The sequence below is a fragment of the Acinetobacter sp. 16 genome (assembly GCF_033439925.1).
GTDB lineage: Bacteria > Pseudomonadota > Gammaproteobacteria > Pseudomonadales > Moraxellaceae > Acinetobacter > Acinetobacter junii.
The window spans coordinates 1,547,452-1,563,458 of record NZ_CP137746.1 but is presented as its reverse complement, the minus strand read 5'-3'; the positions used below and the strand labels follow the sequence as shown (position 1 = coordinate 1,563,458).

The following is a 16,007-nucleotide window of genomic DNA, read 5'->3' as shown; positions in this document are numbered from 1 at the left end:
TAACTACTTATGCTCTTGAACTTCGAATAAACATCGAGAACAGATATAGATTTAAATTTATAATAGCTCTAATGCTAAAAACATCTACCCATCTACTATTAATGAATTTTTTTCTAGCTTGCAAGTTATATTCCGTGACGATTGATTAATTTATGAAAAAACAAACTGCACAATGTCACGAAATGTAGTTAAGCTCGACCAAAAAGCTTTCCTAACCACTCAAATAGAGAATTTAAGAACTCGACAATGATATTTTTCTGATTCGATTCTAGCTGAGCATCTGATGTTTTTAAGTCTAAGTCTACAATGACAGGGTCATGGTCAGATGAACGATATGGGTCTGCAGCAAAGAAAAGTTCTTTTTGCTCATCAGTTTTATATTCTTCATTGTAATCAAGTACTGTCGGCTCATCAGCATTGATATGCCAAGCAAAAGCTTTAACTACACGTTTATAAAGATTTGCATCAGCAATCGCATGATCAAGATTGCCTGCTCCACCATAACCATCACTATTACTGGAAACCCCAAAGACATAACTATAAGTGTTCGTACCCTCTCCGATTTTGCTGTCATTGAGTAGAACTTTGTAGTTGGCTTTTTCAAAAGCTAAAATTGGGTCTTCTTTGGCATAGCTATTCATATCACCAAGCAACAAAATATTTGGATTTTTGACTTGGGTAGGATTCTTTGCAATCCACTGAGTGAGCTGTTCAACGGCTTTAACACGAGTCGGATTCCAGCAGCCTTGACCATCTTTTTGATCAGCATCAAGCGAGTTCAAGTCAACGCCCGAACAACTTTTAGATTTAAGATGATTTGGAATTACTGTGAAAATTTGTCCACCATGCACTGGTTTGAATGATTGTGCGATAGTTGAACGATTCTTTTCACCCAGATCTAGAACAGCTGTTTTATTCACTGGTTGAACACGTTTGCTATTATAAATAATCGCCACAGCAATCACATCTGTGCCTAATTGATTTAAATCTTCAGGAATTACATATTTCCAATCTGGCCCTAAAGCTTTGGTTAAATAAGCAACCGCACTATCACTACCATAACCATTATTGGCAATCTCCATCAAACCATACACATCAGCATCAATAGATTTTAATGCACTTATGATTTTGGCATGTTGCTTATCAAATTCAGCCTGACTGTTCGCACCACGTTCAGTTGGGAAACCATTCTTGCCATTGTCATAGTTCAACACGTTAAACGCTGCAGCACGAATATGTTTCGTTTGTTTCACAGCAATTGTCGTTCGTGGATTAGTTGTGGTAACGACTTCAGGCAAGTTTGCACCTGCAATCGGTTGTACACGCCAAGCATTAAAGCGATATTCCAAAATACCTTGTGCATTCTTTAATTGATATCCAGAACGTAGAGTGTTTAAAACACTAAAATTTTGTGGCAACCATGGTGCTCGATTTTGATTATTATAGCCATCATCAAAAATGATCTTAGAAAGCAGGTTTTGCTGTGCCAATGCCTTCGCTTCATTCGATAAAGCTGGATATAGATTGGTAGGAATAAATAGGCGACCAAGACTCAGGGACAACTCACCATAACGCCCAAAATTATAGTTCTCGCTGATAGTTAAAGTTTGCGGTAATTTCACCAACATCCCTTGATAGCGTTTTGGTGTATTACCTGTATTGTCAATAAGACTCGTAAATGGTAAATTAAGATCAAGTGGTTGAATTAGCGATGCCATATTTTGATTACAGGTTTGTATGTCTTGCTGTAATTGATCAATTTGAAGTTGGTTTTGATAGTTAGTGAGACGACCGCGTAAAATCACCTCATCACCGATTTGTCCGCCTTTGACAGCACTACTCGCAGGAATATAAACAAAAATAGCATTACTCACATTAGGTGTTGCCTTGCTATCAGGTGTTTGTATATAGAAACCTGAAAATCCATTGCTATAGCGATAGTCCGCCGTGATCACCCCACGAATCGTATAATTTTGATTTTGGGTTGACTGTGCTAAGTTCGCAATTGGAGTATCCGCACTGCTACAGCTGACTGATTCATTGACTGGAGGCGTTGTTGTTGAACCTGTCAAATTCGAAAAATCATTTCGATCTGACCAAGCCTGCCAAGACTGATCTAAATCAAATGGACTAGTCGGATCAACACTGATCACAGGATTATGAGTTTGAATACGTTTAAAACTATTAGCAACACTATAAACTGTAGTGCCCCAACCTGAAGTTGGACGCTCACCTATCCGTCCAAAACGATCTACAGGCGTACCGCGATAAAGTAATACAATCGCATCATCTCCATTGAATGATAGACCTGCTACTTGATTCACTTTGTTGCCTAATTGTGTTTGTAATTCTGAACGCCCGATTAGATATTTCTGTTTGCTGGCTAAAGCCCCCTGTAAAGGAAATGCTGCTGTTTTGACTGTTCCGCCATTATTAAATTGTTGGATTTCATAATCTGCTAAATTTACTGTTGTCGCATCTGGATTATAGATCTCTAAACCTTTACGGTTGCTACTGCCATCAACATATTGGCTAAACATGAGTTGCGCATGTGCAATAGAAAATGTAGAAGAAGCTCCCAACATACCTAAGCAAATCGCAAGCGAATGGTAATTAAAATTTTTCATAGTTTTTTACTAAGTGTTTTAAATTGCAATTAGGCTATGCAACTTCTATGACAACTCTATGAAGCTTTTTTGACAAATTTTAATCACTACTAAAAAGTTTCAAGAAAATAAAACGATTTAAAAGTTTGACTTGAACACCTGAACACTTAAAATACGGCATTTCTATATTTATATCTCCAGAATCATGTCAAACGATCAGTTAGAAACGCAAATTACGGAACTCGACAATTTGCCTGAGCACCGTGAAATTGTGACGTTTATGCGTCGTTCAGCTCCGCTCAATACGTCACAACGTACTGCTTTAGAAGATTATCGTGATTTAATTTTGGAATACCCTGTTGGTGATTTACGTCAGCACTTTGAGCATCCCGAACGTCCATTAACCGTTGAAATCGGTTTTGGTATGGGACGTTCTTTAGTACTCATGGCTAAAGCAAACCCTGAGCGCAACTTTGTCGGCATTGAAGTGCATGTTCCTGGTATCGCACAATGTGTCTATGAAGCAGGCATGGCAGGTTTAAAGAACTTATTTGTATTGGATGCTGATGCAATCCAAGTATTACGTGAAATGCCAGACAACAGTATTAACTGTGTACAACTTTATTTCCCAGATCCATGGCAGAAGAAGCGTCATTTTAAACGCCGCTTCGTGATACATGAGCGTATGCAATTAGTTGAACAGAAGTTGGAACTTGGTGGGACTTTCCACGCAGCTACTGACTGGGAACCATACGCAGAATGGATGCTTGATATTTTGGACAATCGTCCTGATATGGAAAATTTAGCAGGTAAAGGTAATAGCTACCCTCGCCCTGAATGGCGTCCAGTGACCAAATTCGAACGTCGTGGGCTTGAATCTGGTCATAAGATCAATGACTTTATTTTCAAAAAAATAAAGTAGCAATTCATCAAAATTAAAAAATAGCATTAAATATCAACATTTAATGCTATTTCAACCTATTAAAAACCAACTCAATTTTAAATTTCAAATATAAAAGACAAAAAGTGAATTATTAAAACAACTTATAAAAGCTGTACCTATCAAACCTATATGCTTACTTTGTAAAATCAAATGTGTTCAAATTTACAGCCCTCTATTTACATGATCTATAAATATTTTTTGTTCATGTTTAGCTAAAATAAAAAATGAATCATTTTGATCTCAAATGAAGAAATTATTGCTTCATAAACAATGAGTGCTCTATCCAGTGCAATGATTTAGCCCAAAGATGAAGATAGGTTGGTTTTATGGAAAAAACTCTGCAATGCCCCAAATGTGGTTCTACAGAAATCGAAGTACGTGATCATGACAAATTACTGAAAACTACAGGTGGCGTTTTAATGACTGCTGCTGGCACAACTGCTGGTACAGTAGGTGGTGCAGCAACTGGTGCATCAGTTGGAGCAGCTATCGGAACTGTAGCAGGTCCATTAGGTGTAATTGTTGGTGGAACTATTGGAACTTTCGTGGGTGCAATTAGTGTCGGGATTACAGGTGGCGTCGTTGGTAATATTTTCGGAAAAAAAGCAGGTGTCGTGATCGACAAGAATATTTTCCAAGATTATTTATGTCTAAAATGCAAACATCGTTTTAAACAAAAGAATTGATTAAGCTCAAGACACATTTACCTAATTTCTAAGCTGATATTTAAACAACTCATATCAGCTAAATGTGTTTATAAACAATACTTATGTTTTCTAATACAGGCATTATTCAACCTGCCGCTCTTATTATTAATTATAAAAAAATGCAAACACGACCGAGCTTAGTTTAGATAAAAAAAGATTATACAATTCATACATTTATGGTTATTTACCATGTAAATGACGGGTCTTAATACCTTCACTTAAGAGCTGATAAACATCAACAAGATCATTTCTTGCATCTTTTTTTAATAAGTTATGATGCATTTTTAAAATATTTTCATCACCACGCATGGCTGGACCTGTCTGCATTTCTTTAGGGTCATTGATCGTTGCTTTTTGTGCAGTCTCCAATATCAATGGGTGAAGTAAAGAAAAATCGACCTGTTGTTCATCAACAATTTGTTTAGCAATATCATAACAGTAGTTACTAAAATTACATGCAAAAACAGCAGCCATGTGCAATGTCTGACGCTGTTGAGAGCTGTATTGGTAAACCTTCTGAGTCAAACTACCTGCTAATGAGGTGAGTAAATCCAAATCATGATTGTTTACAGCCTCGACAAACACAGGCGTTGTAGTCCAGTCAATCTCTCGTTCATAACTAAATGTTTGTAAAGGATAAAATACACCTGATTTGTCGTGAACTACTGAAAGAACTTCTAAACTTGTACTTCCTGAAGTATGTACAATTAATACTTGCTGCAAAGAAGCGCTAATTTTTTGAATAACTTGAGCTATTGCTTGATCTGAAATAGCGATGATCACTAGATCAATATCAGAACTTAATTGCTCAAAATCACTGATGGCAACAGCATCCACTAACGATGCTAAACGATTGGCTTTTTCTAAATCACGACTAAAAACTTGTACAATCTGGTGATCAGGATGGAGTACTTTTGCTAAATGATAGGCAACACGCCCTGCACCAATGAATGTAATTCTCATTTTTATAGAACCTTTTTAGAAGCGAAATAATCTACCAATAAACTCTTTAAGAAAAGATCACAATAATGAATTAACTAATTGAAATAATTAAGCAGAATAAGTAACTTGACCTATTCTGCTTAGAAATAAAGTTTAGATAAATGTCTGAAGCACTTTGCCTTTCAAGGTTTGACCTAATAGCGGTGTATTTTTACCTTGAGATAAAATTGTTTCTTTTGAAACAGTCCACTCTAGCTCTGGATCAATCAGTACCCAACCTGCTTCTTGTTTCCAACGTTCAGTCATATTGGCAACTTTAGCAGGATTTAAGGTAACTTTTTCGACCCATTCTAAAGCATCAAAAACACCTTCTTGGATAAGCTGAACACCCAAACCGACATAGGTATCGAACGCTGTAATACCTGGCTGAGTTTCAGCAAATGGAGCCATTTTTGCTGAACTACTTAATGGTTCGTGATGGGTACAGATAGCGTCAATCACGCCCTCTTTTAAACCCTGACGCAACAAAGCTTTATCTTGTTCAGAGCGCAGTGGCGGACGAACATGTGCTAGAGAATTAAATCCATCCGTCAATTGTTCAGTTAAATGAAGTTGATGCATTGCTACATCCGCAGTTACTGGCAAACCTTTGGCTTTCGCAGCACGAATCAAATCAGTAGACGCGCCACATGACAATAAACCAAAATGGGCTTTTACACCTGTTGCTTCGATCATGAGTAAATATTTAGCAATCGCAACAGTTTCAGCAATCGCAGGAATCATTGGCAAACCCTGACGCGATGCAATAAAGCCTTCGTGTGCACAACCATCTTTCGCGATTTGCGGCTCTTCTGCGTAAAATACTACTGTTAAATCTAGACCAGCAGCATATTCAAGCGTACGAATCACAACATCATCATTTTCAAAGGCGGCATTAGCATTTGAAACCGCAGTACAGCCACCTTTTTTTAGACCAGCCATATTAGAAGGTTGCTTGCCATTTAAACCTTGAGTTTGAGCACCAATAATTTGAAGATAAATACCACCATCTAGTTGAGCTTTCTCAATTAGACCATGGATTAACGCACCATTATCTTGCACGATCGGCTTTGAGTCAGGAGGTGTAATTACATGCAAAATACCGTTTGCTCGCGCAGCTCTCCCCTCAGATTTTAATGTGCCGTGCTGTTGTTGTCCTGGTTCACGCAAACGCGCGCAGAGATCAACCATAGTTGGCATTAACCATTTACCTTGACCATCAATCGTCTGATCAACTTGAGATGCTGCATCAACAATTTTACCGTTCTCTACATAAACAGTTTTAACTTGATCTGTTTTTTGAATTGGATCGAGTACACGAACATTTTCAATTTTTACAATACTCATGTGTAGCACCCTTATACAGCAATCGCTTCAATTAAACCTTGTTCTTGGAGCTGACCTTGCATCGCAAGTGCCAATACTGCCATGCGAACCGCAATACCATTCGTGACCTGTTTTAAAATCACTGATTGATCGCCATCAGCGACACTCGAATCAATTTCAACGCCACGGTTCATCGGTCCAGGATGCATCACAATACAATCTGGTTTAGCTAAAGCAAGACGTTCTTTATTTAAACCATACATCTTGTAAAACTCAGATTGAGATGATAATGCTGGAGAGTCGATACGTTCATTCTGAATACGTAATGCAATAATGACATCACAGTCAGTCACACCTGCATCCATTTGATTGAACAAGCGAACATGTTCACCGTATTCATTAAAACCCACAGGTAACAAAGTATTCGGTGCAATCACTCGAATGTCTTTACAGCCCAATGTCTGCAAAGCAGCGACATTTGAACGTGCAACACGTGAATGTTTGATGTCACCAATAATTGCAACGCTTAATTGCTCAAAAGGCTTTTTAGTTTCACGGCGAATGGTCAGCATATCTAGCATCGCTTGCGTTGGGTGCGCATGACGACCATCACCTGCATTAATAATTGCGACCTTAGGACATACATCTTTTGCTATGAAGTGCGCTGCACCTGAAGAGGAATGACGCACGACGAATACGTCCGCAGCCATAGCTTCTAAATTCCACAGCGTGTCACGCAAAGTTTCACCTTTAGATGTACTTGAGCGTGCAATATCAATATTTAATACATTTGCGGATAAACGCTTAGCTGCTGCTTCAAAGGTAGTACGTGTACGAGTAGAGTTTTCAAAAAATAGATTCATTACCGTGCGCCCTTCTAGAAGCGGACGATTAATCAAATTATTATTATCATCTAAAAAGCTTTGTGCTGTATCCAAAATCTTAGTCAGACTTTCTTTTGAAAGCCCCTCAATCGTTAAAAAATGCTTGAGATTTCCTTGTTGATTGAGCTGTATCTGACTCAAAGTATGCAATGCTGCCACGTGCATAAGAGATTCCTTATACGTTAAGTTAACGCATTATACAGATTTTATATTTCTTTCGTCGTTGAAGTTTTCAGCACTCAGCAAAACTTTTTATTGGTGATCTACAATAACGATTTAATATTTTCTCTGCATGGTAATTTGATGAAAAGAAAATCAAAAAAATAAGGATGTAGAAAAAGCTCTACACCCTTGTAACGCTGTAATTATTTTTCACTTATTGTTTTTTTATTATTATCACTTATCGCAATGCACCAATATAATGGTGAGCGACTTGAGCTTTATAAATTTCTTCTTCTGTAACTTCCATAAAATAGCTTTCTTCTGTTTCTTCTAGCTTTTTATTTTCAACTATGGCTAACGTAGGCTCTGGATATAAATCTATTAATGGACGTAAACGATCAACATAGTGAGCCAACTCTTGGTCACTTGTTTCCAACGCAATTTCTATAATGTGTTTTGCATATTCTTTATTGTTAACTAAGTACATCACATCAATTACACGACTGGATACACGTCTTAAACGAACATACATTTGTGTTGCGATAGCAAAAGCTTCAGCATTTACCTTAATTTCACTATTCATGCTTTCTTTCATAAAGTCCTCACGTCGTTGGGAGAAATGTATATTCTTGATTCATCACATAGAAAGCAAAATATGTACCAATAATTAAATACATATTTAACTTAAATAATATTTTTAGGACTTACGCACTATTATTTATAGATTCTCTGTGGTAGCAGATGATTTTTATCGAGAATAAAGTCATCAATGAAGTTTTTGATCATTGGTCTAAATAATTTCTTCTGCCAACGATATATATTTTCAAAGATCCGCTCAAACTGGTTCTTTTGTATCTCAACGTAGGCCATCAAGGCTGAAAAAATATGATTCAAAATCAGTTTAGATCGTCTTACTTGAAACTTTTCAATATGACAAACCTGTTTAATCACCCGGTGATATTGCTCTATTTTCCAATGACTTGAATGTAATTCATGAAAACCCTCAAAGGACAATAAATCATCTTCATCTTGATGCACAATATAAAACCTCTGCTGTTCTTTTAACTGAGTCTTAAATAATTGTACAAAGCCAAAATCTTTGAGCCAGACTACTTGACCCTGATGGAAATCTGGCAATAAACGCAGTTGAAACCATTGTCCTTTTTCTGGGGAAACCTTACGGTTACAGTCGATACCAAACATAAATCGAATACCATATTTTCTTATGGTTTTTAAATTTCCAGTCGATGAATACCAACTATCACCTGTAATAAATTGAATCTTTGCACCCCAACTGAGTACTTCACTTAACATATCCATAAAGTAATCATTCTTGGTTTTACTTTCAGATTTGTCATAAATTCGGAAATTAATTGGAATATTTTGACCATTTTGATCTGTCGCATACAAGGTAATGAGATTAATACCCTTGACGGATCGGTGGTGTTTGCCTGACCAAAAATAACTAACTAAGTCCATATGTTGACTATATGGTTTATCTAAAACAGTATCATCAATACTGACTATAAGTTTGTTATTATCAATATGTTGAATTGATTCTTGATATAGGTCGTGAGGTGTGTAATCTTCACGCTCTAGAAAGCGATTTACACTATCATGCGAGATATTATAAGTCTCGGCAAGTTGTGTGCAGCTAATAGAGTTCGGTTCTGTCATGAGAAAGCCCATATAAATGGGTAGAGTACAAGTTGCTGTAGAAGCATGTTTAATTTGTCTGATCACAGATACTTTATAAAGTATTTTAGTACTTTTTTGAATCCGTCAATGCGTAAGTCCTAATTTTTATGAAAATTGATTAAAAAATACTAAAAATAATAGTCAATAATGCGGTCGATCACACAAATTTGCACCGACAGTTTCATTAAAAATCAGTTAAAATAGCCGATTGCTGAACTGCTTTTTTGGAAATGTGCATGAATTCTACACAACGTCTGACAAACTATTGGGTGACCTGTGCGGATGGACTTGAAACCTTATTACAACAAGAACTTGAAAATTTAGGTATTCAAAACATTCAACGCTTTGCTGGACGTTTGGTATTTAAAGGTACACTAGAAAATGCTTATCGTGTTTGTATGTGGTCTAGACTTGCTTCCCGCGTGTTGTTACCGATCCACACTCACGAATTAGAACATACTCACGATGCTCGTGATGTCGCAGAAGAACTCTATGAAGGTGCAATCAGCTTTGATTGGTCTCTCATTTTTGCACCGCAAAGCACCTTCGCAGTGCGTTTACATGTTGAACGAGACATTAAAGTAAACACTCAATTTGCAACTTTACGTGTGAAAGATGGTGTTGTCGATTCGTTTATGGAAGCTGTTGGTAAGCGTCCAAGTATCGATATTAAACAGCCTGAAATTACCCTTTATGCTTTGGCTGGCAAAACTGAACATACTTATTGCTTAGATTTATCGGGTGACTCATTGCACAAGCGTGGCTATCGCCGCTTTATGACTGACGCTCCGATCAAAGAAAACCTTGCAGCTGCGATATTACTAAAAGCAGATTTAGCAAATTATCGACCTGATATTATTTTAGATCCAATGTGTGGTTCAGGAACATTTATCATTGAGTCACTCATGATACTCACTGATCGTGCACCAGGATTAGTGAGACGTTTTGGATTCAATGGTTGGCATGGGCATGATCGTGATTTATGGTTATCTCTCAAAGCCGAAGCTGCTGAACGCCATGAAAAAGCGCTAGAACAAGATTTACCAAAATTTTATGCTTACGATGCTGATTGGGAAGCTGTTAAAGCGACGCGTCAAAATATTATTGCTGCTGGCTTCGAAAAACTATTGGATCAAATCCAGATTGAAGAACGTACTTTAGCAGATTGGGATGATTTCCATGCTGAAGGTAAAAAAGCATTTATCGTAACGAATCCTCCTTATGGTGAACGTTTAGGTGATAAAGCATCTAACCGCTCACTTTATCTAGGTTTATCTAGCTTATTACAGAAAAATTTTCCAAATCAACGTGCTGCAATCATCGCTGCGCAAATTGAACAAGCGGATGTTTTGGCATTTAATGATCCACAAACTTTACGTTTGATGAATGGTAAATTACCGATCTACACTCGATTCGGGACAATTAAACCAGCAACAGTTACTCAACCATATCTAGCGACATGGCAACCTCAACAATTCGAAAAAATTGAAGGTGCAGAAGATTTTACAAACCGTTTGCAAAAAAATATGCAAAACCTAAAAAAATGGGCTGTAAAAGAAAACGTATTCTGTTTACGTATTTATGATGCAGATTTGCCTGATTTTAATGTTGCTGTCGATCTTTATGGTGATCGATTACACGTACAAGAATATGCCCCACCAAAAAGTATTGATCCTGAAAAAGCTAAAAAACGTTTCAATTTGGCTTTAGCTGCTATTCGTGCAGTTACAGGTCTAAATCGTGATGCGATTTTTATCAAAACACGTGCTAGACAAACGGGTACAAATCAATATACCAAGCAAAGTACAGCATCAAAACGCTTTATCGTACAAGAAGGTAAAGCACGTATCTTAGTAAACTTGACTGATTATTTGGATACAGGTCTATTCCTAGACCATCGTCAAATGCGTTTACGAATTGCAAAAGAAGCACGTGGAAAACACTTCCTTAATTTGTATAGTTATACTTCAACAGCAAGCTTACATGCCGCTTTAGGTGGTGCAGCAAGCACAACGAGTGTGGATTTATCTAATACTTACTTGAGCTGGTCTAAAGAAAACTTTGTATTGAACGGATTAACTGTTGATCATGCCGATGAACAACATATGTTCTTTGCGAGTGATTGCTTTGAGTGGTTAAAAGAAGGTCATGAACAATATGATTTAATCTTTATTGATCCACCTACTTTCTCAAACTCAAAGAAATTCTACGGGACTTTTGACGTTCAGCGAGATCATGTTTCATTAATTAAACGTGCAATGAATCGCCTAACAAGTGATGGTACCTTGTATTTCTCAAACAACTATCGTGGGTTTGAGTTAGATGAAGAAATTGAAGCGATGTATCAGATTGAGGAAATCACGTCTGAAACCATCGGTTTAGATTTCAAACGAAATCACAAAATCCATCGTGCTTGGAAAATCCAACATCAACAAATCTAAGTAAATCATCCAAGAGATCGGGTTACTTGACAGTAATCCGAATCTCACCTTTGATATTTGATGATTCAAACTCATATATCGTAAAGCGATCTGGATCTTGTGCATGAGGCTTGATCGTTGCCTTTTTCTTTTCTCGCAAGTCAGCGACATTATTTTTCTTTTGTTCTTCGTATGGCGACAGAACACCATCTAAAAGCGTTTCAATACGAATTTCTCGCAAATAATTATCACTTAAAATTCGCTGAGCACGCCACCGCTCTTCCTCAGGCTTCTGAGCATCTTGTTCAGCTTTCTGAATAATATAAGGTAAGGTATTGTTTAATATAGCTGTTTGTTGAGCAAGAATCCTTTCTGATAGTGGCTGAACAGCCCAACCTTTCAAAGGCAGAGCGGTTATGAACAAAATTACACCGATATTGGTGTAATAGTGCTGCTTTTTTTCCATTGCAATTCATCCTGAATTTTTTTCTTATTTGCTCAGAAAGTATCAAGTTTTTCATAATGTCGCAATGTCATTGGTAATATTCATTGAAAAATCTGATAAATTGCTTAATACAAAAAAAGATGGTGACTTATGTCACCATCTTTTTTACTTGAAGATTTTAAAATTTAACTGAGTTTGATTTTATCAAATACCAGTTGTCCACCCTCAGCTTTAATCAAAATATTATCTCCTGGTTGGAACTCACCTGATAATATTTTTTGAGCAAGACTATTTTCAACTTGCTGTTGTATCGCACGTTTCAAAGGTCGAGCTCCATAGATCGGGTCAAAACCAGCATCAATTAACAGATCAAACGCTGTATCATCAACAGTTAAGCCCATATCACGATCACTCAAACGAGAACGTAAACGATCTAACTGAATATCTGCGATACCACGTATCTGAGCTTTTTGTAGTGAGTGGAAGATCACTAGCTCATCAATACGGTTGATAAACTCTGGACGGAAATGCTGACTTACAGCACTCATCACAACAGTTCTCACTTCATCATCAGTTGCGCCTTCTCCTAATTCACGAACATCTTGTGAACCAAGGTTAGATGTCATTACGATAACCGTATTTTTGAAGTCAACCACACGACCTTGCGAATCCGTTAAACGACCATCATCCAACACTTGTAATAAGATATTGAATACATCTGGATGTGCTTTTTCCACCTCATCAAACAGTACAACGCTATAAGGTTTACGGCGTACAGCTTCAGTTAAAACACCGCCCTCTTCATAACCAACATAACCTGGAGGGGCACCGACTAAACGGCTAACTGAGTGCTTCTCCATAAATTCAGACATATCAATACGAATCATCGCATCATCACTATCAAACAAAAAGTTTGCTAATGCTTTAGTCAACTCAGTTTTACCAACCCCAGTTGGACCAAGGAATAAAAATGACCCACTTGGACGATTTGGATCTGACAAACCTGCACGTGAACGACGAACTGCATTCGATACGGCGACGACTGCTTCATCTTGCCCAACTACACGATTATGTAAAAACTCTTCCATATTAAGAAGTTTCTCACGCTCGCCTTGAAGCATTTTTGAAACAGGGATTCCTGTTGCTGCACTTACCACTTCAGCAATTTCATTTTCAGTCACTTTAGTACGAATGAGTTTTGGTTCCTCATTTTCTTCAGCGACTTCAGCTTGTTCCAAACGTTTTTGTAACTCTGGAATCACACCATATTGCAAACGTGCAGCCTCAGCTAAATCACCTTCACGCTTTGCTTTTTCTAAAGCAACACGTGCTTGATCAAGTTCAACTTGAGCTTTTTTATCACCTTCGACCAGTGTTTTTTCAGCTTTCCAAATTTCCTCTAGATCATTGTACTCTTTTTGCTTTTCAGCAATCTGTTGCTCTAAATGATTAACTTCAGCTTTACTACCCGCATCTTCATCTTTTTTCACCGCTTCTAGTTGCATTTTTAACTGAATTAAGCGGCGATCCAATTTATCTAAAGCTTCAGGTTTAGAGTCGATCTCCATTTTGATGCGCGATGCAGCTTCATCAATCAAGTCAATCGCCTTATCTGGTAACTGACGATCGGTAATATATCGATGAGACATTTTAGCAGCAGCAATAATCGCTGAGTCTAGAATTTGTACACCGTGATGTGTTGCATATTTCTCTTTAAGACCACGTAAAATTGCAATCGTATCTTCCACACTCGGTTCATCTACCAAGACTTTTTGGAAGCGGCGCTCAAGTGCAGCATCTTTTTCAATGTATTGACGATATTCATCTAAAGTCGTTGCACCTACACAACGCAACTCACCGCGAGCCAAAGCAGGTTTTAACATATTACCTGCATCCATCGCACCATCACCCTTACCAGCACCAACAAGTGTATGCAACTCATCGATGAAGAGAATGATTTCACCCTCATGCTTCGCAAGGTCTTTTAGAACGGCTTTTAAGCGCTCCTCAAACTCACCTCGATATTTTGCACCCGCAAGTAATGAGCCCAAATCCAAAGAGAGTACACGCTTATTCTTCAAGCTTTCAGGTACTTCACCATTGATGATCCGTTGTGCCAACCCCTCAACAATTGCGGTTTTACCCACACCAGGCTCACCAATTAACACTGGGTTATTCTTGGTACGGCGCGACAACACTTGAATGGTACGGCGAATTTCATCATCACGCCCAATCACAGGGTCTAACTTACCTGCCAATGCACGCTCAGTTAAATCAATCGTATATTTATTTAATGAGTCACGTTGATCTTCGTGATTATTACTCATAACTTTGTCATTTCCTCTAATATTTTCAATGACTTTACGTAAATTCTCTGCTGTAACACCAACACCATTCAAAATAGTTTTGGTTTCGCCTGTCTCAGCTAAACCCAACAATACCCAATCTGTTGATAAAAACTCATCACCAACTTTCTGTGCATAGCGATCCGCAAGATTCAATGCCTTTACCGCTTCAGGATTAAGATTAATATCACCTGTTGGGTTTGCTAATGTTGGAGCATTTTTTAAAGCTTGCTCTAATTTCTGCTTTAACTCAGGTAAGCGAGCGCCAGCCTGTTGTAATAAGCTTAAATTAGCAGGCTCTTCTAACAAGGTTGTCAGAATATGAATTCCTGCTATCGCTGTATGATCCTTACCTATTGCTAACGATTGAGCATCTGAAAGAGCTTGCTGTAAACGGTTTGTAAATTTTTCAAAACGCATTCTTGTTATTCCTCACAACAAATTTTCAACTTGTAATTAAGATGGGAACTAATTTTTAAATTTCAAATAAAATTAATATATATTTCAAAAATTTATATTAATCATCATTGATAAAACTCAGTAATAATATGGGACTATAAACTCCCTATTTCAAGTGTAATTTTATAAATTTTTAATGTGTTGAAATATCACAAATGGACTATTGCTTATAATTTCAATCTGACCTACTTTGACATAAATAATTTCATGTCATTAAAAGCAATGTATTTTAATAAGTTTGTTATTTCTTCAGTTCTTATTACACTTTCATCAGTCTCAGTAGCTTAATTACCTAAAGACTCGCGTCGAGCGGGAGGAATTGCGGTAATACCATTATCAGACCAAATAACGCAGGTGTTTTATAACCATAAACCTGTTTTAATTTCTCGTGAAAATTCTAAACGATATGCTGTTTTCGGTATTCCATTATCTGCTCCTGTTGGAATATTGAACCTTGAAACGAATATCGCCCCAATTCAAATTGAGATCAAAGCATTCTCATATGCTGAGCAACGTTTAAACGTAAAAAATCAGGATTATGTAAATCCAACTCAAGCGCAACTTGACCGCTATGCTCGCGAAGCCAAAGAACAGAATGATATTTACGACTCTTTTATAAATAGTACTTGGACTCAATTTCCCAATTTTATCAGTCCAACTAAATGTAAATTCAGTAATTCATTTGGTCGGAAGCGTTTTTTTAATGGAGAAGAACGTGCTCCGCATTCTGGATTAGATATTCCTGCACCTGTAGGACAAAAAGTAATTGCACCTGCTGATGGTATTGTCGTTCAGACTGGAAACTACTTTTTCAATGGTAATACCATCATGATTGATCATGGTCAGGGCTTAATCAGCATGTTTTGCCACTTAAGTAAAATTGATGTTGAAAAAGGTCAAGCAATTCGTCAAGGTCAACTTATCGGTCTTGTAGGAAAAACTGGACGAGTGACAGGCGCACATTTGCATTGGGGTATGAGTTTAAATAATGCACGAGTTGATCCACAATTATTTTTAAAATAAAAAAGGTG

At 37.4% G+C, this 16,007-nt stretch carries 11 protein-coding genes and 1 pseudogene; 4 read left to right on the top strand and 8 right to left on the bottom strand.

The genetic code is table 11. The annotated features are described in order from the left end of the window. Positions 1-188: 188 nt before the first annotated feature. Positions 189-2,627 (bottom strand): ExeM/NucH family extracellular endonuclease, encoded by a 2,439-nt coding sequence (locus tag R2H34_RS07675; RefSeq protein WP_318342543.1) that lies wholly within the window; start codon positions 2,625-2,627, stop codon positions 189-191. Between the two features lie 184 nt (positions 2,628-2,811). Here R2H34_RS07675 and trmB point away from each other — a divergent pair, with 184 nt between their 5' ends. Continuing rightward, a complete protein-coding gene (gene trmB / locus R2H34_RS07670; protein WP_004662584.1) occupies positions 2,812-3,528 on the top strand; it encodes a tRNA (guanosine(46)-N7)-methyltransferase TrmB in 717 nt (238 codons plus the stop codon). 347 nt (positions 3,529-3,875) lie between these two features. Further along, a complete protein-coding gene (locus R2H34_RS07665) occupies positions 3,876-4,235 on the top strand; it encodes a hypothetical protein (RefSeq protein ID WP_004915115.1) in 360 nt (119 codons plus the stop codon). 201 nt (positions 4,236-4,436) lie between these two features. On the opposite strand, the gene R2H34_RS07660 is transcribed toward R2H34_RS07665, so the two are convergent. The 5 genes from R2H34_RS07660 to R2H34_RS07640 all read right to left on the bottom strand — a co-directional run bounded on the left by R2H34_RS07660 (position 4,437) and on the right by R2H34_RS07640 (position 9,352). Further along, positions 4,437-5,219, bottom strand: a complete 783-nt coding sequence (locus R2H34_RS07660) for a Rossmann-like and DUF2520 domain-containing protein (RefSeq protein ID WP_004915112.1) — start codon at positions 5,217-5,219, stop codon at positions 4,437-4,439. Between the two features lie 132 nt (positions 5,220-5,351). Then, the gene (locus R2H34_RS07655) at positions 5,352-6,584 is read right to left on the bottom strand and encodes a dihydroorotase (RefSeq protein WP_004915109.1); all 1,233 of its coding nucleotides are present in this window, start codon (positions 6,582-6,584) and stop codon (positions 5,352-5,354) included. 11 nt (positions 6,585-6,595) lie between these two features. Then, positions 6,596-7,612, bottom strand: coding sequence for an aspartate carbamoyltransferase catalytic subunit (locus tag R2H34_RS07650; protein WP_004915106.1), 1,017 nt, complete (start codon positions 7,610-7,612; stop codon positions 6,596-6,598). A gap of 235 nt (positions 7,613-7,847) precedes the next feature. Further along, positions 7,848-8,204: a hypothetical protein gene (locus tag R2H34_RS07645; protein WP_004915099.1), complete on the bottom strand. Its 357-nt coding sequence runs from the start codon at positions 8,202-8,204 to the stop codon at positions 7,848-7,850. A 119-nt stretch (positions 8,205-8,323) separates the two neighbouring features. Continuing rightward, complete coding sequence (locus R2H34_RS07640) at positions 8,324-9,352, bottom strand: transposase (protein ID WP_151730688.1); 1,029 nt, start codon at positions 9,350-9,352, stop codon at positions 8,324-8,326. Positions 9,353-9,543: 191 nt separating this feature from the next. Here R2H34_RS07640 and rlmKL point away from each other — a divergent pair, with 191 nt between their 5' ends. After that, a complete protein-coding gene (gene rlmKL, locus R2H34_RS07635) occupies positions 9,544-11,748 on the top strand; it encodes a bifunctional 23S rRNA (guanine(2069)-N(7))-methyltransferase RlmK/23S rRNA (guanine(2445)-N(2))-methyltransferase RlmL (protein WP_004915096.1) in 2,205 nt (734 codons plus the stop codon). Between the two features lie 22 nt (positions 11,749-11,770). On the opposite strand, the gene R2H34_RS07630 is transcribed toward rlmKL, so the two are convergent. Next, complete coding sequence (locus R2H34_RS07630) at positions 11,771-12,193, bottom strand: hypothetical protein (RefSeq protein ID WP_004915093.1); 423 nt, start codon at positions 12,191-12,193, stop codon at positions 11,771-11,773. A 164-nt stretch (positions 12,194-12,357) separates the two neighbouring features. Next, complete coding sequence (gene clpB / locus R2H34_RS07625; RefSeq protein ID WP_004915091.1) at positions 12,358-14,937, bottom strand: ATP-dependent chaperone ClpB; 2,580 nt, start codon at positions 14,935-14,937, stop codon at positions 12,358-12,360. A gap of 261 nt (positions 14,938-15,198) precedes the next feature. On the opposite strand from clpB, the pseudogene R2H34_RS07620 reads away from it, so the two are divergent. Further along, positions 15,199-15,999, top strand: a pseudogene (locus R2H34_RS07620) (peptidoglycan DD-metalloendopeptidase family protein). Positions 16,000-16,007: the final 8 nt, after the last annotated feature.